This is a genomic window from Leclercia sp. J807 (assembly GCF_009734465.1).
In the GTDB taxonomy this organism is placed as follows: domain Bacteria; phylum Pseudomonadota; class Gammaproteobacteria; order Enterobacterales; family Enterobacteriaceae; genus Enterobacter.
Genome location: NZ_CP046446.1, coordinates 1,255,759 through 1,274,201 on the forward strand (window position 1 = coordinate 1,255,759; position 18,443 = coordinate 1,274,201).

The following is an 18,443-nucleotide window of genomic DNA, read 5'->3' on the forward strand; positions in this document are numbered from 1 at the left end:
GAGAAACGTGATGTTCGATACCCTGTCAAAAGCCGGTAAATATTTAGGTCAGGCCGCAAAAATGATGATCGGCGTGCCGGATTACGACAACTACGTCGAGCATATGCGCGTCAATCATCCTGACCAGACGCCGATGACCTACGAAGCGTTTTTCCGCGATCGCCAGGATGCCCGCTACGGCGGTAAAGGCGGCGCGAAGTGCTGTTAACCCTCTTTCGGTAAGTAGAGGCTGATCTGCTCCTGCTTACAGCCATAGATGGCCGCCAGCTTTTCGCGGGTGCGTTTTTGCGGGCGGGAGTCCACGGCCTCAAGCTGTGATACGGCGGACTGGCTGATGCCCAGCTTGTCGGCCACCTCCTGCTGGGAAAGACCGCGGTAGATGCGCCAGGCCGCCTGCAGGCTGACGTTTTCGCTATGCATTACGTTGCAGACCTCTCCCGGCAAGCCAACATTATCGTAGATATCTGATTCGTATGGAATGTCTTCCCATTCGCTTTCATCGTCGTCATCCTGCTCCAGCATGGCTAAGCGCATGCGAAGATAGTCCCTGTACGGAATGACGGCATATTGCGTTTTTCCCTCTTCATCCTTAATCAACTGCACAGTCATATTCCATATGCTCCTCATGAAGATAGGTGGTTGTTGTTCGACGCTTAACGGATACCACATAACAGGTATCACTTTGCTGATTTTCAAGGGTGTAGATGACCCTGTAATCACCCACCCGCAATCGATGGTGGTTTTCGGGTGAGGACAATTTTTTAATATCTGCCACGGGAGCGGCATGGTCATCCAGACTCGCCAGCCTGCGTGCAATGCGCCAGCGATAGCGAGAATCGATTTTCGCTAACTGCTTCTCCGCGGTTTTTGACCAGACAATCTTCATCCGTACCTCCACTGTACGCCCACACAAAATATAAGGAAATAATAAGACTATTAGATAAATTCCGAATTACTTATGGGGGTACTGTAGGGCGAGGAGAAGAGCGGAAAAAGCGGCAAAAATGAGTTTGTCGAGGCGGGTCGAAAACGCCTCTGCCGGACGACAGAGGCATACATCAGTTCTGCGAGCAAGCGTCAGGCGTTCAGCCCGCCGTCCACATCCAGCCCGGTGCCGGAGATCTGCCCGGCAGCCGGGCTGGCAAGGAAGGTCACCGCGGCGGCGACATCCTCCGCCTGCCCGTAGTGCCCGAGGGCAATAAGCTGACGCTGGGCGGGCGCCTGCTCGCCATCTTCCGGGTTCATATCACTGTGTGTAGGGCCGGGGTGGACCAGGTTGACGGTGATCCCGCGTGGTCCGAGGTCGCGCGCCAGCCCGCGAGTCAGGGAGTTAAGTGCCGATTTGGTCATGGAGTAAACGGCGATGCCCGGCTGGGCGACGCGGTTCGCCAGACAGCTGCCGATGTTGATGATGCGCCCGCCGTCGGACATGTGAACCAGCGCCTCCTGAATGGCGATCACCACCCCGCGAATATTGACGTTGATAAGGGCATCAATGTCCGCCAGGGTCATCGTCTCCAGCGGACCACCGCGCGCAATCCCGGCGTTGTTCACCAGGATATCCAGCCCGCCGAGGCTTCGCGCCGCCTGGGTGACGGCATCCTGAATCGCCTGGGCGCTGGCGCTGTCGGCCTGGATCGCCTCGGCGTGCCGCCCCAGCGCGCGGATCTCATCCGCGACGGCCTGGGCTTTATCGGCGGATTTCTCATAGGTGATAACCACATCGGCGCCAGCACGTGCCAGGGAGAGCGCAATGGCACGGCCTATCCCACGACTGGCACCGGTAACCAGCGCCTTTTTACCTGTTAAATCGATCTGCATGATGACCTCGTTACGAGAGTGGTGATGATCATCATTAGGTATAGAGGGCCAGTTCCCGGCGTCAATGCGCCGGGCGGCTGAGGTTTTCTACTTTTTCAAACGCGGCGCGCAGAACCTCTGGCGTCAGGGCGATCGGCAGGGCGTGGATCGACTCTACCGGGCGCAGGGTATGGGCGATAACCCGGTCCAGCGCCTCGCGGTTATGGATGTCCACTTCCAGCTCACGCAAGGTGGTGGGCAGGTTAAAACGCTGGTACGCCGCGACCAGCTCGCGCAGCACATCATCCTGGCCGAGCAGGGCGCTCTGCACCAGAATCCCGTACGCCACTTTGGTGCCGTGGAGGAATGGCGCGGTCTGAGGCAGCACCGTTAAGCCGTTATGCACCGCATGCGCTGCCGCCACGCGGGTGTAGCGCTCCCCGAGCCCACCAACCATGCCGCCACCGGCGATGATGGCGTCCACCACGTCATGAAACTCGCGCGTCACCTCGCGCCGCGTCTGGTCGGCTAACGCCTGCTCGCTGTGCGCCAGCAGCACGTCGCGGATCGCCAGCGCCCCGTTAATGCCGAGCCTCACCGTCAGCGGCAGCTGTTCGGGCTCTGGCGCCAGCACCACCGCTTCATACCATTTCGCCAGCGTGTCGCCGATCCCCGCCAGCAGATACTCTGCCGGGGCATTGAGGACGATCTCGGGCTCGACGAGCACCAGATAGTTGGCATCGTCAAAGATCTCAAAATGGAGCGCCTGCCCGGCGTCGTTGTACCACACCGACAGCGGGGTCCAGGCGGCACAGGTGGCCGCGATGGTGGGAATAGCCACCAGCGGCAGACCCAGGCGGCGGGCCACCGCTTTGGCGGTATCCAGCAGCGCGCCGCCGCCGACGCCAATCACCACGCTGCGATCCGCGCCGGAGGCTTTTGCAAGCTGATTCACATCGCGCTCGCTACAGTGGCCTTTAAACAGCACCCGTTTTGCCCCAGCCGCGTCAAAACTTTCCGGCAGGAACGGTCGGGCCCCGGTCAGGGCGCGTTCACCGTAGATCCATACCGCCCGGGAGAGTTGCTCCGGGGTAAAAAAATCGTCCAGGCGAGCCAGAGCACCGCGGTGGGAGTAGTAGTTTGCCGGGCCGGGAACGACGCGGATGTCAGTGTTGCTCATGAGGGTTTCCTTTTTGCGAAGCGCTAACCTGATGTTATGTCTGGACATCCGGATGGCTAATACTATTTTGCTTTATCTTATGCTTTTTCCGTCGTTGCCAGCCAGCCAGTGCTGTGAAAAATTCTATAAATCAAAAGATTAATACAGGATTGCAGCGGATGATACTCAGTCGCCTCGAGATGCGCGGCATCAGCCTGGCTTTTTCTGGCTTTCAGGCGTTGTCGCAGGTGGATTTCACCCTGACGGGCGGATCGGTACACGCGCTCACGGGCGCGAACGGTGCCGGGAAGTCCACGCTGATGGCGGTGCTGTGCGGGACGCACGCCCACTATACGGGCGAAATCAGCATTAACAATCATCCCGTCGTCATTCGTGAGCCGGTGGATGCCAAACAGCTGGGTATCCACCTGGTGCAGCAGGAGGTGGACGTGGCGCTGATCCCCGGCCTCAGCATCGCAGAAAACATCATGCTCGACCATCTGGCGCAGCCGGGACACCGCTTTCGCTGGGGCGCGATGCGGGAGCAGGCCCGGCAGGCGCTGGCGCAGCTCGACGTCCCCCTCGACGTGCGACGTTCCATCGACAGTTGCACCCTGGCGGAGAAGCAGCAAATTTTGCTGGCGCGGGCGCTCTCCCATCACTGCCGCTTTCTTATTCTCGACGAACCTACCGCGCCGCTGGACGCCCACGAGAGCGAGCGGCTGTTCGCCGTGGTGCGTCGCCTGCAACAGCAGGGGATCGGGGTGGTGTTTATCTCCCACCGCATCCATGAGCTGAAGGCGATCTGTGACACCTTAACGGTGCTGCGCGACGGCAAGCTGATTGAGTCCGGCCCGATGGCGGATCTCAGCGGGGAGGCGATCGTCGAGAAGATGCTCGGCCATGAGCTGAGCGATATCTACCCGCCTGCGCGACCAAAGCACAGCAGCGAAACGCTGCTGCGGGTGGAAGGGCTGCACGACGAAGGGCTGCTGAAGGATATCTCCCTGCATCTGCGTAAAGGCGAGATCCTGGGCATCGCCGGGCTGGCGGGGGCCGGGAAAACCGAACTTTGCAAGGCGCTCTTTGGGGCGACCAAAAGCCAGGTGGCGAAGGGCGAGCTGAACCATCAGCCCTGGACGCCGCGCGACCCGGCAGACTCCGTGCTGCGCGGGCTGGCGCTGGTGCCGGAGGAGCGGCGTAAAGAGGGCATCTTTATCGATGAGCCGGTGAGCATGAACCTGGCTGTGTCAGCGGATAAGACCTTTTCACGCTGGAGTCTGTTTGGACATCGCCAGGCGTGGCGCTGGGCGGAAGAGGTGATCGCCCGGGTGGGGGTGCGCACCCGCGGGCCAGGGCAGATCCTGCGCCGCCTTTCCGGCGGCAATCAGCAAAAAGTGGCGATTGGCAAGTGGCTGCGCGGCAACGCCCAAGTGCTGATCTTCGACGAGCCCACTAAAGGGGTGGACGTGAAGGCCAAAACCGATCTGTTCCAGCTTATTGACGGCCTGGCGCGGGAAGGCAAAGGGGTGATTTACGCCTCGGGCGAGTTCGCTGAGCTGGTGGGGCTGTGCGACCGCATCTGCGTGCTGTGGGACGGGCGCATCGTGGCGGAAGTGGACGGGGCAAGCGCCCGTGAAGAGACATTACTTTATTATTCAACCGGAGGAACGGCGTCGTGAGCAAGGCCCTTTCAGTCAATGCGGCGGCGTCTGGCCGTCAGCACATTTTCGATTTTCTCTACAAATGGGGCATGTTGCTGACGGTGGTCGCGCTGGTGGCCATTTTCGGCCTGGCGTCGGAGAACTTCCTCGACCCCAATAACATCATCAACATTCTGCGCTCCATCGCCATTGTGACGGTGATTGCCGTCGGGGTCTCCATCTCGTTGACCATCGGCGGGTTTGATCTCTCGGTGGGGTCGACGGCGTCGCTGGCGAATGCGCTGGTGATCTCGCTCTTCGTCTGGCACGGCTTTGGCACCACCGAATCGATTCTGATCACCCTCGCGCTCTGTACTCTGGTGGGGCTGTTTAACGCCTTTTTGATTGTCATCCTGCGTATTCCCGACATGCTTGCCACTCTTGCCAGCCTGTTTGTGATTCAGGGGGTGGCGATGACCTACAGCTACGGCGGGTCGATCACCGAGAACATGGTCCTGCCGAGCGGCGACATGACGGAGGGGACCATCCCGGCGGCCTTTGGCGTGCTGGGGCAGGTGCCGACCATCGTCATCATCATGCTGGCGGTCACGCTGCTGGCGCAGCTGGGGCTGTCGCTCACCACCCACGGTCGTCGGATGTACGCCATTGGCGGTAACCCGGAAGCGGCGCGCTTATCCGGGATCCGCACCACACGCTACAAGGTGGCGGCCTATGTGATCGCTTCGCTGCTGGCGGGGCTGGGCGGGATTCTGCTCGCCTCGCGCATTGGCTCCTCGCAGGTGAATGCCGGCGGCGGCTATCTGATGGATGCGGTGGCGGCGGCGTGGATCGGCTTTTCGCTGGCGGGATCCGGTAAACCGAACGCGCTGGGCACCCTGGTGGGGGCGGTGATCCTCGGGGTACTCTCCAACGGGCTGGTGATGCTCTCGGTACCCTATTACGCCATGGACATTATAAAAGGGCTGGTGCTTGCAGTGGCACTGGCGATGACGTACGTACAAAAACGCTAACAACACAACGGGATAACAGAATGAAAAAAGTTGCACTCTCTTTGCTGACGCTGGGATTACTGAGTTCACTGCCGGGCTATGCGGCGACGCCTGCGCCGGTGCCAGCGGCCATTGCTAACCACGAGGGGCAGATCCGCATCGCGGTGATCCGTAACCTCGGCTCTGACGACAACACCACCCAGTTTGTGGCCGGGGCGATTCAGGAAGGGAAAAAGCTCGGCTTTAAGGTCAGCACCTTTTTAAGCAACGGCGACGATGCCAAATTCCAGGACTTCGTTAACCAGGCCATCAGCCAGAAGTATGACGGGATTATTCTCTCTCAGGGGCGTGACCCGTACTCCACCGCGCTGGTGAAAAAGGCGGTCGATGCCGGGATCAAGGTGGCGGTGTTTGATACTGCGGTAAACGGCGAGATCCCGGGCGTGACGGTGACCCAGCAGGATGACGCCTCCCTGACCAACCTCTCGTTCGGCCAGCTGGTGAAGGATTTTAACGGCAAGGCCAACATCATCAAGCTGTGGGTGGCGGGCTTCCCACCGATGGAGCGCCGTCAGACCGCTTACCAGGCGCTGCTGAAGGCGAACCCGGGCATTAAAGAGCTGGAGTCCATCGGGGCGGTATCGTCCGATGTGCAGGGCGACACCGCCAACAAGGTGGGCGCGGTGCTGGCGAAATACCCGAAAGGCAAGATCGACGCTATCTGGGGCACCTGGGATGCCTTCAGCCAGGGCGCTTATAAAGCGCTGAAAGAGAATGGCCGCACCGAGATCAAACTCTACAGCATCGATATCTCCAACCAGGATCTGCAGCTGATGCGTGAAGCGGGCAGCCCGTGGGTAGTGAGCGTGGCGGTCGATCCGAAGCTGATTGGCGCGACGAACGTGCGTCTGATCGCCAACAAAATTGCCGGGGAAGCGACGCCTGCAACCTATGACTTTAAAGCTGCGGCTATTCCGCAGGCGCTGCTGTCGGCGCAGCCGGGTGCGGTGAACGTGGCCTCTTTAGGCAAGATCATTCCAGGCTGGGGTCAGACCGACGACTTTATCGCCCCGTGGTTCGCGACGTTAGAAGCGAAGGCAAAATAAACTTTGCCGGGTGGCGGCTGCGCCTTACCCGGCCTACGGACTGTAGGCCCGGTAAGCGCAGCGCCACCGGGCAACAGGAGGTTGCGTGACCGCATTACCCACCCCCGAATACAGCCGTAATATGCGCTTAATCGGCCACAGCGACCAGGGCGGACGCCCGGACGGCGTACAGCTGATGGTGCATCGCGGCTTCGCCTATATTGGGCATATGGTGTCGCAGGGCTTTTCCATCGTCGACGTGCGCGATCCGAAGAACCCGAAGGCGGCGGGCTATGTGCCCGCACCGCCTGGCACCTGGAACGTGCATCTGCAGGCCCATGACGACCTGCTGCTGGTGATCAACGCCCGGGATCTGTTTGCCGATGCCCGCTTTGCTGACGAAAAGGTCTATTACACCCGCCAGGTGGGGGAGACGGTCAGTGACGTGCAGGACAAAGGCTGGAGCGCCGGGCTGCGCATCTTTGATATTTCGACCCCGGATAAGCCACGGGAAATCAGTTTCCTGTCGCTAAGTGGCATCGGCATTCACCGCATCTGGTACGTGGGCGGGCGCTGGGCCTACGTCTCGGCGCTGATCGACGGCTTTACCGATTACATTTTCCTGACCATCGATCTGGCGGACCCGCGCAAACCCGAAGTGGCGGGACGCTGGTGGCTACCGGGGATGAACCAGGCGGCAGGCGAAACCCCAAACTGGCCGGAAGGCAAACGCTACGCCCTGCATCATGCGATTATCGCCGGGGATACTGCCTACGGCAGCTGGCGCGACGGCGGCCTGACCTTGCTGGATGTAAAGGATCGCAGCCAGCCGAAATTGATCAGCCATCGCAACTGGAGCCCGCCGTTTGGCGGCGGCACCCACACCGCGCTGCCGCTGCCGGACCGGGATCTGCTGGTGGTGCTGGATGAAGCGGTGCTCGACAATCAGGAGGATGGAGAGAAGCTGATCTGGCTGTTTGATATTCGCGAGCCGTCGAATCCGGTCAGTATCTCCACCTTCCCGCAGCCAAACGAGCGGGATTATGTGGCGAAAGGGGCACACTTCGGGCCGCATAACCTGCACGAGAACCGCCCCGGGAGCTTTGTCAGCTCAACGCTGATTTTTGCCACCTACCAGAACGCCGGGGTGCGGGCGTACGATATCTCCGATCCCTATCGTCCGGTGGAAACCGGGGCGCTGGTGCCTGCCGCACCGGAGAGGATGATGGATACGCGACCCAACCGTCCGCAGGTGATCCAGTCCTGCGATCTGTTTGTCGATGCCCAGGGGATTATCTACAGCACCGATTACAACGGCGGGTTGTCGGTGATTGAGTATCTGGGGTGAGTTTTTGCCGGGTGGCGGCTTCGCCTTACCCGGCCTACATTCGAATCGTAGGCCCGGTAAGCGTTAGCGCCACCGGGCAAACAGACCGCACTTAACTGTACTGACGCACTCTTGCCACCAGCTCATCCACGCTGTCGATACGGTCGGCAATCACGATTAACGCTTTACCGAGGGTGATGGCGTGGCGCAGGCATTCGTGGCGCATCTCGTCATCACGGATGGTGTCGATATCCGCCACGTGCGACAGGCCCACGCTGCGGCGGATCAGCTCTGTACCGCAGAAGCCAATGGCGTCGTGCCAGACCTTTTTCAGAAACGCGCTGGCATAACCCGGCACGCTGAGCGCCGCATCGCGGGACTTCTCCGTTGCCAGCGCCTGGAAACGTTCCGCGAAGGTATTCCAGAGTTCCTGGATATCGATCAGGCGCTGTTCACGCCCGGCCGCTGCATCCCGGATGCCGAGGTGGCCCGGCAGGCCGCAGAAGTTCAGCAGCAGGTTGCCGATGGCGGTACCGATATCAAATCCAATCGGGCCGAAATAACCGAACTCGGCGTCAATGGCCTTCAGGCTGCCCTCGGCGACAAAAATTGAGCCGCTGTGAATGTCGCCATGCAGCAGCGCTTCGGCCTGGGAGAAGAAGCGGTGTTTCAGGGCGGCGACGGCAATTTTCAGCTGGGCGTCTTCGCGCAGGGCGGCGACATCACTTTCCAGAGCCGTCGGGTAGTTATTACGCGCGTGGATCTGGTACGGATCGTTGAAGAAGAGATCTTCGGTGATCTCGCACATTTCCGGGTTGAGGAACTTTGCCACCTGCGCTTTTTTGGTATGCGGATGCAGGTAAAAATCGCTGGTGTGGAACAGGGCATGAGCCAGGTATTCCCCCAGCTGACGTGCCGCCTGGGGGTAAAACACATTGTTAATCAGCTCCCCGCGCCAGATCTTATGGCTGGAGAGGTCTTCCATCACCATTACCGCCAGATCCGGGTCGAAGTGGTAGATTTTGACCGTGTGCTGCGGGCTGTGCTGATAGTGCTCCACCAGGGTTTGCGCTTCGAGACGGGCGCGATCCAGCGTTAGCGGCCAGGATTCCCCCACACAGCGTACGTAGGGCAGGGCCTGCTTAACGATGATGCGGCTGACGCCTGCGTTATCGAAAATTTTAAACACCAGATTGAGATTGCCGTCGCCTACCTCCTGCGCCTCCACCAGCGAGGTGGGATCGTCGAGGCCGCCAAACTGTTGGGCATACGCTACGGCGTCCTGAGCGGTAAAGGTATGGTATTGCGACATTGCCTGTTCCTCATCTGTTCCGGTAATAAAGACATTTAGACGTCTATACATCTGAATTTTATCCTGACACAATGTGCTACAACAACGCAACAGAGAATTAACGACATGCAGAGATTACAGACGACCAGCCTGCGGGTGACGGAAAATCAGCTATTTATTCTCGACCAACAGGCGCTTCCGCAGGAGAAACGCTGGCTGGATGCGACAACGGTAGAGGCACTGGTAGGGCATATTCACGCCCTGCGCGTGCGCGGTGCGCCGTTGATTGGCCTGTCTGCCAGCCTGCTGTTGGCGCTGCTGGCGGAAAACGGCCACAGCCGGGATGAACTGGCGGTGGCGCTGGAGACCCTGCGCGCCTCGCGTCCGACCGCGGTCAACCTGATGAACAATCTCGACCGCATGAAACAGGCGCTGTGGCAGGAGGATTTTGTCCCGGCGCTGGGGGCAGAGGCGCTGCGCCTGATTGAAGAAGACAGGCAGCTCTGTGACGCGATTGCCCATGGAGGCAGCGCGCTGGTGAAGCCCGGCAGCCGCCTGCTCACCCACTGCAATACCGGCGGGCTGGCGACGGCGGGCGTAGGCACGGCGCTGGGGGTGATTGCTCTGGCGCATCAGCAGGGCAAGGTCAGCAACGTCTGGGTGGATGAGACCCGTCCACTGTTGCAGGGCGGCAGGCTGACGGCCTGGGAGCTGGGTGAACTGGGCGTGCCGTATAGTCTTATCACCGATTCAATGGCCGCCAGCCTGATGGCTAAAGGCCAGGTGGACGCGGTGTGGGTGGGGGCGGATCGCATTGCCGCCAACGGCGACGTGGCGAATAAAATCGGCACTTACTCCCTGGCGGTGCTGGCGAAATTCCACGGTATTCCCTTCTATGTGGCCGCCCCGCAAACCACGCTCGATCCGAACTGCCCGAACGGTGAGGCGATCCCCATTGAACAGCGCGATGCCCGTGAAGTGACCGGCGTGGCGGGGAGCTTCGGTGCGGTGCAGTGGGCGCCTGAAGAGGCGCAGGTCTATAACCCGGCGTTCGACGTCACGCCTGCGGCGTTAATTAGCGGTTGGGTGCTGGATACGGGTGTGGTGCGGCCGGAAGATGTGGCGAAGGGATTTTTTGGCAAGGGTGCGGTCTGAATAATGCCGGGTGGCGCTAACGCTTACCCGGCCTACAACCGTTTGTAGGCCGGGGCAGGGCACCTTAAGGCAACCGCGGATACGCATCCGCTATCGCGTCACCCGTAAACTGCGCCACCCAACCTTCCGGGTTATCGAAAATCCGGATTGCGGTAAAGTTCGGCTCAGAGCCCATATCAAACCAGTGCGGCGTGCCGGCGGGGACGGAGATGAGGTCGTTCTTCTCGCATAAAACCTGATAGACCTGGTCGTCAATGTGCAGGCAGAACAGCCCGGCGCCTTCGACAAAGAAACGCACTTCATCTTCGCCATGGGTGTGTTCATTGAGAAACTTCGCCCGCAGGGCCTCTTTTTGCGGGTTATCCGCGCGCAGGCTGATGACATCCCAGCTCTGATAGCCCTTTTCCGCCACCAGCTTATCGATGGCGTGCTGGTAGGCATTAATGACCGTCTCCGGTGACGGATCGCTGCCTAAGTCGCGGTCGGCTTCCCAGCGCTCAAAGCGAACGCCGCGGGCGTTCAGCTGCTGCTGGATCGCCTCAGCGTCGGTGCTGTGCCACTGCGGCTGGCTGGGTTCTTTATCTGAATAAATGGTCAATGCGCTCATGAAGGGATCTGCTCCGGATTGATGTCGTCAAATTGATGCACCTGATGGTGGTGGCTGGCACCGTCCTCATCGCCGCGAATCAGCTGCAGGGTGCGAAAACCGGCCTGTTCCGCGGCGTCCAGCTCCTGATGAATATCCGACAGGAAGAGGATCTGCGAGGGGGTTGCGCCAATCTGGGCCGCAATATTCTGATAAGACGCTACCTCGCGCTTGGCACCGATGTGGGTATCAAAATAGCCGCTGAACAGATGAGTAATATCACCTTCGTCGCTGTAGCCAAATAACAGTTTCTGCGCCGCCACGGAGCCGGAGGAATAAACATAGAGATCAATGCCCTGCGCTTTCCATTTTTCGAGAGAGGGCAGAACGTCCGGATAGAGATGGCCGGTGAAGTCGCCGTTGACGTAACCCTCCCGCCAGATGATCCCCTGCAACGCCTTCAGCGCCGTTGATTTGCGGTCTTCGTCCATAAAGGCGAACAGGGTGTCGATCAGATCGCGGGTGCTGGCCTGCGGCTGAGCAATCTCTTCACGCAGATTGTCCAGAATGGTATTGACCGGTTCGGCATACTGCTGGGCGCTGACAAAGGCTGCCAGCCGCTCGCGCGCATAAGGGAACAGGACATTGTGGACAAAACGGATATCGCTGGTGGTGCCTTCAATATCCGTCACAATCGCGCGAATCATACTCTCTCCAGTTGTCGTAAACGCATCTCGCACTCGAACAGGAATTCGAGGCCTTCAAGGTGACGCCGGGCTTCGGCCACGTCGCGTCCCCAGCAGGTTAAGCCATGACCGCGCAGAAGAAAACCATAATTCAGCGGACATTCCTGGGCGTAATGGGCGATTCGCGAGGCCAGGGCGTCGATATCCTGGTCGTTATCAAACACGGCGATGGGCACCGTATCGAGGTGGCTGGTCTGGCCGCGGAGTGATTTCTGCATCTCAAAGCCGCTGAGGCGTAGCTCCGGCGTTTTAACCAGCCGGGAGAGCACCGTGGCGTTAACCGTATGCACATGCAGCACCGCGTTGGCCTCCGGGAAGAGGCGATAAATCAGAGTATGCAGGCCAGTTTCTGCGGAAGGTTTACGCCCGGAGGGGGCGCGGTTGGTGGCGATCTCAACCTGCAGGAAGTCAGCGGGCGTCAGGCTGCCTTTGTCTTTACCGGATTCGCTGAGCCAGCACCAGGTGTCATCCTGCCGCACGGACATGTTACCCCCGGTGGCGGGGGCCCAGCCCTTTGCGCCGATCCAGTGGCAGGCATCCACCAGGGCTGTGAGTTGCAGGTTGTCTGTCATCTTCCTTTATTACCTCTTCGGCCAGGAATATCATTATGATTTAGACGTCTAAGCGTCTTGATTGCCAAATACTAGCATCGTGTTATAGTGGCAGCAACATTTGTATTACATACAGGTCCGTCGACATGCGTAATAACTCCTTGATTCCGGAGAGTAAACTCCCAGCTCTCGGCACCACGATCTTCACGCAAATGAGTGCTCTGGCGCAGCAATGCAACGCCATTAATCTGTCGCAGGGTTTTCCTGATTTCGATGGCCCGGACTACCTTCAGCAACGTCTGGCTTATCATGTGGCGAACGGCGCAAACCAGTATGCGCCAATGACGGGGGCGCAACCGCTGCGCGAAGCGATTGCCGATAAAACCGCGGAACTGTATGGCTATCAACCGGATGCCAACAGCGATATCACCGTCACCGCCGGGGCGACCGAAGCCCTCTACGCCGCGATCACCGCCCTGGTGCGTACCGGCGACGAGGTGATCTGCTTTGACCCAAGCTACGACAGCTATGCCCCTGCGATTGCGTTATCGGGTGGCGTGGTGAAACGCGTGGCGCTCCAGCCGCCGCATTTTCGCCCGGACTGGCAGGCCTTCGCGGCGCTGCTGAGTGGCAAAACCCGGCTGGTGATTTTGAATACGCCGCACAATCCTTCTGCCACGGTATGGCAGCAGGCAGATTTCGCTGCGCTCTGGCAGGCCATTGCGGAACGCGAAATCTATGTGTTGAGCGATGAAGTGTACGAGCATATCTGCTTTGCAGAGGCGGGGCATGCCAGCGTGCTGGCGCATCCACAGCTGCGCGAGCGGGCCATTGCCGTCTCCTCGTTTGGTAAAACGTTCCATATGACCGGCTGGAAGGTAGGGTACTGCGTGGCGCCAGCGGCCATTAGCGCCGAACTGCGTAAGGTGCATCAGTTCCTGACTTTTGCGGTCAACACCCCGGCACAGCTGGCGATTGCCGATATGCTGCGTAACCAGCCAGAACATTACCGTGAGCTGCCGGATTTTTATCGTGCTCGTCGGGATCTGTTTATCGACGCGCTGCGAGACAGCCGGCTGGAAATTTTGCCCTGCGAAGGCACCTATTTCCTGCTGGCGGACTACAGTGCGATTTCCGATCTGGATGACGTCACTTTCTGCAAATGGTTGACGAAAGAGGCGGGGGTAGCAGCTATCCCTCTTTCGGTATTCTGCGCCGACCCATTCCCGCATAAATTAATTCGGCTCTGTTTTGCTAAACAGGAAAGCACTCTGCTGGCCGCCGCAAAACGTCTTTGCGCATTATAAGTCTGCGAACTAAATAACTGGATTCAATATGCCAGAATTATTAATCTGGCATATTTATAATGACGCAGGTGATCATTACCAGCATTAATCATACTTAAAGCCATCTGAGCTGAGTTGCTCAATAAAACTCGAAAAAACCTTACTTGTTACCGAAGTGCGGTTATACATCATATAAATGTTCAGATCGGGCAGCGCAAAAGGAGCGTTGACTTTTCTGAGCTTAAGGGTGTCGCGGTATTGGTTATAGGCAATTTCAGGGATGTAACCCAGCAAATTGGAAGAGCTGATCATGTTAATAAGCGAGAAGAAAGAGTCGCTACGGAAACCATATTTTCTATCCGGGAAATGTTGATGCGATTCTGCACGGAACTGGTTTATTCCAGATTCATTGGTCATGAAGTAGGTAAACTTCTCTTCGTTCAGCTGCTCTAAGGTTGCCGACTCGCCGATGCGGGGGTGCGTCTGCCGACAGACTAACACAACGGGAACAGTGACGAAGTGACTACAGATAACCGAACGATTGTTTATAGGGGAAAAGGAGAAGACCAGATCGGCTTTGCGATAGGCCAGCAGATCGTCAGCGCTCTCTTTACACAATAACAGATCGTGGTACTCAATCTCATAATTGTGTTCACGAATCAGCATCTTCATGGATCCGAACAGCCGGTCCGGCGTCAGCACTTGCGGTGCGTATACCGCCAGGCTCTTTTTGAGAGCGGAGGAGTGCATGATGTTGATGGTTTGCTCAATCTGGTTCAGGTTCTCTTCCAGATGTTTATGCAGGTTAATGCCAACGGTGGTAGGGGTGATGCCTTTTCCCGCCCGGATGAAGAGCGGATCGTTGAGCTGGTTTCTCAACCGCTGCAAGGACTGGCTGACGGCGGAAGGGGTAATAAAAAGCGTCTCCGCAGCCTTACTGATACTAAGATGTTGATATATACACTCAAAAATCACCAAAAGATTTAAGTCAAATTTTTTGAGGTCATAAAGATTAGCCATAACTCATCCTGATAAGCTGTTTTGCCATAAGTGGCATATATAATATAACTATAAAGGTTAGCCAGATATTCATTATCCATTAGAATAGCTGACTTAACGACGCTTGAATTTGTACTTAATATATCATGGTTGCAGATTAATTGAATAAACAAGCTAGCCCAGAAGTGAATAATTTTAGTCAAATAAAATGGGGGGGAATATTGATATTCCCCCTTGACTCTTTGTCAGGTGCTGGCACGCGTTAATTTGCGTTGCTTAGCATTCAGTAATCATGCGGCTCCCTGTCATTTATTCCATTATTCATGTAATAGATAGCTGAAGGAACTGCGGCATCCAGAGCATCCTTAATGGCTTCGTGACCTTTCAGCTTTTTTAAACGTAAGGATGTCGGGGCTGGGGGAGTGTTCAGGAACGTTTTACTGCTGGACTGTGCATAATCGCGCCAGGTTATGGCAGAGCCTTTGGCGGCGAAAAGCGTTAACGGTGCGGGTTACTCTCCAGCATGGGCGAAAAATGGCGAGAGCGTGATAGGCGCATTTTAAATGCTTATAAAATCAATAACAAAGAGATGATTAGATAAAACCTATCACAGCCATAGGTATTACAACGTCTATGCTAATTGCCCTTTGCTGGGGTGGGTGGTGTAATCCTCTTCGCTGTTACGGCCTTGCTAAAGGTCATGTAGAGCGCAACACATCGCCAGCGTGGCTGGCTCCGAAGAGCCCTCGGGTTAGTCGGGTATCAGGGCCGCCGTCAAGGCGGCCTTTTTACTTTTTTAGTTCACGCAGTTTCTTGTGCAGGGTTGTTAGGTATCGCTGATTGATTTGATAATGCAAACGCATTGGCTCGGATCGGCAAAGTTAGGTACCTTACACCTCAACGAAAACACGGAGGAAGTACAGATGTCTTTAATTAATACCAAAATCAAACCTTTCAAAAACCAGGCGTTCAAAAACGGTGAATTCATCGAAGTTACCGAGAAAGATACCGAAGGTCGCTGGAGCGTCTTCTTCTTCTATCCAGCTGACTTCACCTTCGTCTGCCCGACTGAACTGGGTGACGTTGCTGACCACTACAGCGAGTTCCAGAAGCTGGGCGTAGATATCTACTCTGTCTCTACTGACACCCACTTCACTCACAAAGCATGGCACAGCAGCTCTGAAACCATCGCGAAAATCAAATATGCGATGATCGGCGACCCAACTGGCGCCCTGACCCGTAACTTTGACAACATGCGTGAAGATCAGGGTCTGGCAGACCGTGGTACCTTCATCGTTGACCCGCAGGGCATCATCCAGGCGGTAGAAGTTACAGCTGAAGGCATCGGCCGTGACGCATCTGACCTGCTGCGTAAAGTGAAAGCTGCTCAGTACGTTGCTTCTCACCCAGGCGAAGTCTGCCCGGCGAAATGGAAAGAAGGCGACGCGACCCTCGCACCTTCTTTAGACCTGGTTGGTAAAATCTAAGTCTGCAACGCCCGGCGGCGCTGCGCTTGCACGGGCCTACAAAACGTAGGCCGGGTAAACGAAGTGCCACCCGGCATTCAATGGGCGCATCCGCGCCCATTTCATTCCAGCACCATGATGCAAGTTGCACTCAGGCAGCCAGGATTAGGCCGCTTGCATGATGATGTTTTTTAAGCAGGAGATAAAGAATGCTCGACACAAATATGAAAACCCAGCTCAAAGCCTACCTTGAGAAGCTGACCAAACCTGTTGAGCTGATTGCCACGCTGGATGACAGCGCTAAATCGGCAGAAATCAAGGAACTGCTGGCGGAGATCGCCGACCTGTCCGAAAAGGTCACTTTTAAGGAAGATAACGCGCTTGCGGTGCGTAAACCCTCTTTCCTGATCACCAACCCAGGTTCAACCCAGGGGCCGCGCTTTGCCGGTTCTCCGCTGGGACACGAATTTACCTCACTGGTGCTGGCCCTGCTGTGGACCGGCGGTCATCCGTCGAAAGAAGCGCAGGCATTGCTTGAGCAGATCCGCGATCTGGATGGTGATTTTGAGTTCGAAACCTACTACTCGCTCTCCTGCCATAACTGCCCGGACGTAGTGCAGGCGCTGAACCTGATGGCGGTGCTGAACCCGCGCATCAAACACACCGCCATCGACGGTGGGGTGTTCCAGAACGAAATCACCGATCGTAACGTGATGGGCGTCCCGGCGGTATTTGTGAACGGTAAAGAGTTTGGTCAGGGTCGTATGACGCTGGCTGAAATCGTCGCTAAAGTGGATACCGGCGCTGAAAAACGTGCGGCAGAAGAGCTGAACAAGCGTGATGCCTATGATGTGCTGATCGTCGGTTCCGGCCCTGCGGGTGCGGCGGCTGCGGTTTATTCTGCCCGTAAAGGTATTCGCACCGGTCTGATGGGCGAACGCTTTGGCGGCCAGGTACTGGATACAGTAGATATTGAAAACTACATCTCCGTACCTAAAACCGAAGGACAGAAACTGGCTGGCGCCCTGAAAGCGCACGTCAGCGAATATGAAGTGGATGTGATCGACAGCCAGAGCGCCAGCAAACTGGTGCCTGCGGCGCAGGAAGGCGGCTTCCACGAGATTGAGACAGCGTCTGGTGCGGTGCTGAAAGCACGCAGCGTCATCATTGCCACCGGTGCTAAATGGCGCAACATGAACGTGCCTGGCGAAGAGCAGTATCGCACCAAAGGGGTGACCTACTGCCCACACTGCGACGGCCCGCTGTTTAAAGGCAAGCGCGTGGCGGTAATTGGTGGCGGTAACTCCGGTGTGGAAGCGGCAATCGACCTCGCCGGTATCGTGGAGCACGTTACGCTGCTGGAGTTTGCGCCGGAGATGAAAGCCGATCAGGTTCTGCAGGATAAAGTGCGTAGCCTGAACAACGTCGACATCATCCTGAACGCCCAGACCACCGAAGTGAAAGGCGATGGCAGCAAAGTGACCGGTCTTGAGTACCGCGACCGCGTGAGCGGCGATGTGCACAGCGTAGCGTTGGCCGGGATCTTCGTTCAGATTGGTCTGCTGCCGAACACTACCTGGCTGGAAGGCGCCATTGAGCGTAACCGCATGGGCGAGATCATCATCGACGCCAAGTGTGAAACCAGCGTGAAGGGCGTATTTGCGGCGGGCGACTGCACCACCGTACCGTACAAGCAGATCATCATCGCCACCGGCGAAGGGGCGAAAGCGTCACTGAGCGCCTTTGATCATCTGATTCGTACCAAAACAGCATAAGAACGTAAGACAACACCTGCACTGTAAAGAGGCTACCCTGAGGTAGCCTCTTTTTTTTATCTCACGACCAGCACCGGCACAAAGGCGTGGCGAATCACGCTGGAGGCGTTCGACCCCAGCAGATGGGTGGAGATTGACGGGTTACGCGACCCGATCACCACGATATCGGCCTTCAGCTCGCTGGCCATCTCATTCACTACGTCACGCACATTCCCAAAACAGACATGGGTTCTGAGTCGTGATGAGTCGATGCTGAAATGGCCGATCATGGTTTTTAACCGGGCTTGTGCTTCTTTTTCGATATGCTCTTCAAAGCGGCGCATGTCCGCGGCGAAGCGATGCAATCCGAAGGTGGCAGATCCCGGTAAAACATGCAGTAAGTGAATAATACCATCCTGTTGCGCCAGGAATTCAGCATGGCGAATCGCCTTGTCGCTCAATTCCATCTCAAAAACATCTACCGGCATAATAATCGTCTGGTACATAACCGTTTCTCCCTGTTTATTTACGCTTAATCCATTCAAACACAAAATATAAGCAAATTCTGATAGCTGGCAGGCATTT

19 protein-coding genes are annotated in these 18,443 nt (G+C 57.2%); 9 read left to right on the plus strand and 10 right to left on the minus strand.

Features of this window, described 5'->3' with window-relative positions:
- Nucleotides 1-10: 10 nt before the first annotated feature.
- Entirely contained in the window at nucleotides 11-208 is a 198-nt protein-coding gene (locus tag GNG26_RS05765; RefSeq protein WP_014169079.1) for a YbdD/YjiX family protein, read from the plus strand.
- Here the strand turns inward: GNG26_RS05765 and GNG26_RS05770 are convergent.
- The 4 genes from GNG26_RS05770 to GNG26_RS05785 form a co-directional block, all read right to left on the minus strand.
- Entirely contained in the window at nucleotides 205-609 is a 405-nt protein-coding gene (locus tag GNG26_RS05770; RefSeq protein WP_114315653.1) for a helix-turn-helix domain-containing protein, read from the minus strand. The two genes, GNG26_RS05765 and GNG26_RS05770, sit on opposite strands and share 4 nt — an antisense overlap.
- Nucleotides 590-886 carry a type II toxin-antitoxin system RelE/ParE family toxin gene (locus GNG26_RS05775; protein WP_114387690.1) on the minus strand — a complete coding sequence of 99 codons (297 nt, stop codon included), beginning with the start codon at nucleotides 884-886 and terminating at the stop codon, nucleotides 590-592. The genes GNG26_RS05770 and GNG26_RS05775 overlap by 20 nt, the downstream gene beginning before the upstream one ends.
- A 191-nt stretch (nucleotides 887-1,077) precedes the next feature.
- The gene (locus GNG26_RS05780) at nucleotides 1,078-1,821 is read right to left on the minus strand and encodes an SDR family NAD(P)-dependent oxidoreductase (protein WP_114315651.1); all 744 of its coding nucleotides are present in this window, start codon (nucleotides 1,819-1,821) and stop codon (nucleotides 1,078-1,080) included.
- A 61-nt stretch (nucleotides 1,822-1,882) separates the two neighbouring features.
- Nucleotides 1,883-2,980 (minus strand): oxidoreductase, encoded by a 1,098-nt coding sequence (locus GNG26_RS05785; protein ID WP_156238041.1) that lies wholly within the window; start codon nucleotides 2,978-2,980, stop codon nucleotides 1,883-1,885.
- 158 nt (nucleotides 2,981-3,138) lie between these two features.
- Between GNG26_RS05785 and GNG26_RS05790 the strand changes: the two genes are divergently transcribed.
- From GNG26_RS05790 to GNG26_RS05805, 4 genes are all read left to right on the plus strand, one after another.
- Nucleotides 3,139-4,641, plus strand: coding sequence for a sugar ABC transporter ATP-binding protein (locus tag GNG26_RS05790; protein ID WP_156238042.1), 1,503 nt, complete (start codon nucleotides 3,139-3,141; stop codon nucleotides 4,639-4,641).
- Complete coding sequence (locus GNG26_RS05795) at nucleotides 4,638-5,633, plus strand: ABC transporter permease (protein ID WP_156238043.1); 996 nt, start codon at nucleotides 4,638-4,640, stop codon at nucleotides 5,631-5,633. Before GNG26_RS05790 ends, GNG26_RS05795 begins: the two co-directional genes overlap by 4 nt.
- A gap of 20 nt (nucleotides 5,634-5,653) precedes the next feature.
- Nucleotides 5,654-6,718 (plus strand): sugar ABC transporter substrate-binding protein, encoded by a 1,065-nt coding sequence (locus GNG26_RS05800; RefSeq protein ID WP_156238044.1) that lies wholly within the window; start codon nucleotides 5,654-5,656, stop codon nucleotides 6,716-6,718.
- Nucleotides 6,719-6,803: 85 nt separating this feature from the next.
- On the plus strand, nucleotides 6,804-8,045 hold the full coding sequence (locus GNG26_RS05805; RefSeq protein WP_197080132.1) for an LVIVD repeat-containing protein: 1,242 nt from the start codon (nucleotides 6,804-6,806) through the stop codon (nucleotides 8,043-8,045).
- Between the two features lie 91 nt (nucleotides 8,046-8,136).
- Here the strand turns inward: GNG26_RS05805 and mtnK are convergent, their stop codons facing one another.
- Complete coding sequence (gene mtnK, locus GNG26_RS05810; RefSeq protein ID WP_156238045.1) at nucleotides 8,137-9,336, minus strand: S-methyl-5-thioribose kinase; 1,200 nt, start codon at nucleotides 9,334-9,336, stop codon at nucleotides 8,137-8,139.
- A 105-nt stretch (nucleotides 9,337-9,441) separates the two neighbouring features.
- On the opposite strand from mtnK, the gene mtnA reads away from it, so the two are divergent.
- Entirely contained in the window at nucleotides 9,442-10,470 is a 1,029-nt protein-coding gene (gene mtnA, locus GNG26_RS05815; protein WP_156238046.1) for an S-methyl-5-thioribose-1-phosphate isomerase, read from the plus strand.
- 64 nt (nucleotides 10,471-10,534) lie between these two features.
- Here mtnA and GNG26_RS05820 read toward each other — a convergent pair whose 3' ends face one another.
- From GNG26_RS05820 to GNG26_RS05830, 3 genes are read right to left on the minus strand one after another with little or no spacing between them, the layout of a single operon-like run.
- Nucleotides 10,535-11,077: an acireductone dioxygenase gene (locus GNG26_RS05820; protein ID WP_156238047.1), complete on the minus strand. Its 543-nt coding sequence runs from the start codon at nucleotides 11,075-11,077 to the stop codon at nucleotides 10,535-10,537.
- The gene (gene mtnC / locus GNG26_RS05825) at nucleotides 11,074-11,763 is read right to left on the minus strand and encodes an acireductone synthase (protein WP_156238048.1); all 690 of its coding nucleotides are present in this window, start codon (nucleotides 11,761-11,763) and stop codon (nucleotides 11,074-11,076) included. The genes GNG26_RS05820 and mtnC overlap by 4 nt, the downstream gene beginning before the upstream one ends.
- Nucleotides 11,760-12,374 carry a methylthioribulose 1-phosphate dehydratase gene (locus tag GNG26_RS05830; RefSeq protein WP_156238049.1) on the minus strand — a complete coding sequence of 205 codons (615 nt, stop codon included), beginning with the start codon at nucleotides 12,372-12,374 and terminating at the stop codon, nucleotides 11,760-11,762. The genes mtnC and GNG26_RS05830 overlap by 4 nt, the downstream gene beginning before the upstream one ends.
- Before the next feature lie 125 nt (nucleotides 12,375-12,499).
- Here GNG26_RS05830 and GNG26_RS05835 point away from each other — a divergent pair, with 125 nt between their 5' ends.
- Nucleotides 12,500-13,660: a pyridoxal phosphate-dependent aminotransferase gene (locus GNG26_RS05835; protein WP_156238050.1), complete on the plus strand. Its 1,161-nt coding sequence runs from the start codon at nucleotides 12,500-12,502 to the stop codon at nucleotides 13,658-13,660.
- 84 nt (nucleotides 13,661-13,744) lie between these two features.
- Here the strand turns inward: GNG26_RS05835 and GNG26_RS05840 are convergent, their stop codons facing one another.
- Entirely contained in the window at nucleotides 13,745-14,659 is a 915-nt protein-coding gene (locus GNG26_RS05840) for a LysR family transcriptional regulator (protein WP_156238051.1), read from the minus strand.
- A gap of 902 nt (nucleotides 14,660-15,561) precedes the next feature.
- Here GNG26_RS05840 and ahpC point away from each other — a divergent pair.
- Nucleotides 15,562-16,125, plus strand: a complete 564-nt coding sequence (gene ahpC / locus GNG26_RS05845; protein WP_103178649.1) for an alkyl hydroperoxide reductase subunit C — start codon at nucleotides 15,562-15,564, stop codon at nucleotides 16,123-16,125.
- Nucleotides 16,126-16,313: 188 nt separating this feature from the next.
- The gene (ahpF, locus tag GNG26_RS05850) at nucleotides 16,314-17,879 is read left to right on the plus strand and encodes an alkyl hydroperoxide reductase subunit F (protein ID WP_103824191.1); all 1,566 of its coding nucleotides are present in this window, start codon (nucleotides 16,314-16,316) and stop codon (nucleotides 17,877-17,879) included.
- Between the two features lie 56 nt (nucleotides 17,880-17,935).
- On the opposite strand, the gene uspG is transcribed toward ahpF, so the two are convergent.
- A complete protein-coding gene (gene uspG, locus GNG26_RS05855; RefSeq protein WP_103824192.1) occupies nucleotides 17,936-18,364 on the minus strand; it encodes a universal stress protein UspG in 429 nt (142 codons plus the stop codon).
- Nucleotides 18,365-18,443 lie beyond the last annotated feature (79 nt).

Bases quoted from the DNA above. Each gene is read 5' to 3' on its own strand.
- GNG26_RS05770 (WP_114315653.1), bottom strand. From the start codon at position 609: ATGACTGTGCAGTTGATTAAGGATGAAGAGGGAAAAACGCAATATGCC.
- ahpF (WP_103824191.1), top strand. From the start codon at position 16,314: ATGCTCGACACAAATATGAAAACCCAGCTCAAAGCCTACCTTGAGAAG.
- uspG (WP_103824192.1), bottom strand. From the start codon at position 18,364: ATGTACCAGACGATTATTATGCCGGTAGATGTTTTTGAGATGGAATTG.
- GNG26_RS05840 (WP_156238051.1), bottom strand. From the start codon at position 14,659: ATGGCTAATCTTTATGACCTCAAAAAATTTGACTTAAATCTTTTGGTG.
- ahpC (WP_103178649.1), top strand. From the start codon at position 15,562: ATGTCTTTAATTAATACCAAAATCAAACCTTTCAAAAACCAGGCGTTC.
- GNG26_RS05830 (WP_156238049.1), bottom strand. From the start codon at position 12,374: ATGACAGACAACCTGCAACTCACAGCCCTGGTGGATGCCTGCCACTGG.
- GNG26_RS05820 (WP_156238047.1), bottom strand. From the start codon at position 11,077: ATGAGCGCATTGACCATTTATTCAGATAAAGAACCCAGCCAGCCGCAG.
- mtnA (WP_156238046.1), top strand. From the start codon at position 9,442: ATGCAGAGATTACAGACGACCAGCCTGCGGGTGACGGAAAATCAGCTA.
- GNG26_RS05775 (WP_114387690.1), bottom strand. From the start codon at position 886: ATGAAGATTGTCTGGTCAAAAACCGCGGAGAAGCAGTTAGCGAAAATC.
- GNG26_RS05800 (WP_156238044.1), top strand. From the start codon at position 5,654: ATGAAAAAAGTTGCACTCTCTTTGCTGACGCTGGGATTACTGAGTTCA.
- mtnC (WP_156238048.1), bottom strand. From the start codon at position 11,763: ATGATTCGCGCGATTGTGACGGATATTGAAGGCACCACCAGCGATATC.
- GNG26_RS05835 (WP_156238050.1), top strand. From the start codon at position 12,500: ATGCGTAATAACTCCTTGATTCCGGAGAGTAAACTCCCAGCTCTCGGC.
- GNG26_RS05765 (WP_014169079.1), top strand. From the start codon at position 11: ATGTTCGATACCCTGTCAAAAGCCGGTAAATATTTAGGTCAGGCCGCA.
- GNG26_RS05780 (WP_114315651.1), bottom strand. From the start codon at position 1,821: ATGCAGATCGATTTAACAGGTAAAAAGGCGCTGGTTACCGGTGCCAGT.
- mtnK (WP_156238045.1), bottom strand. From the start codon at position 9,336: ATGTCGCAATACCATACCTTTACCGCTCAGGACGCCGTAGCGTATGCC.
- GNG26_RS05785 (WP_156238041.1), bottom strand. From the start codon at position 2,980: ATGAGCAACACTGACATCCGCGTCGTTCCCGGCCCGGCAAACTACTAC.
- GNG26_RS05790 (WP_156238042.1), top strand. From the start codon at position 3,139: ATGATACTCAGTCGCCTCGAGATGCGCGGCATCAGCCTGGCTTTTTCT.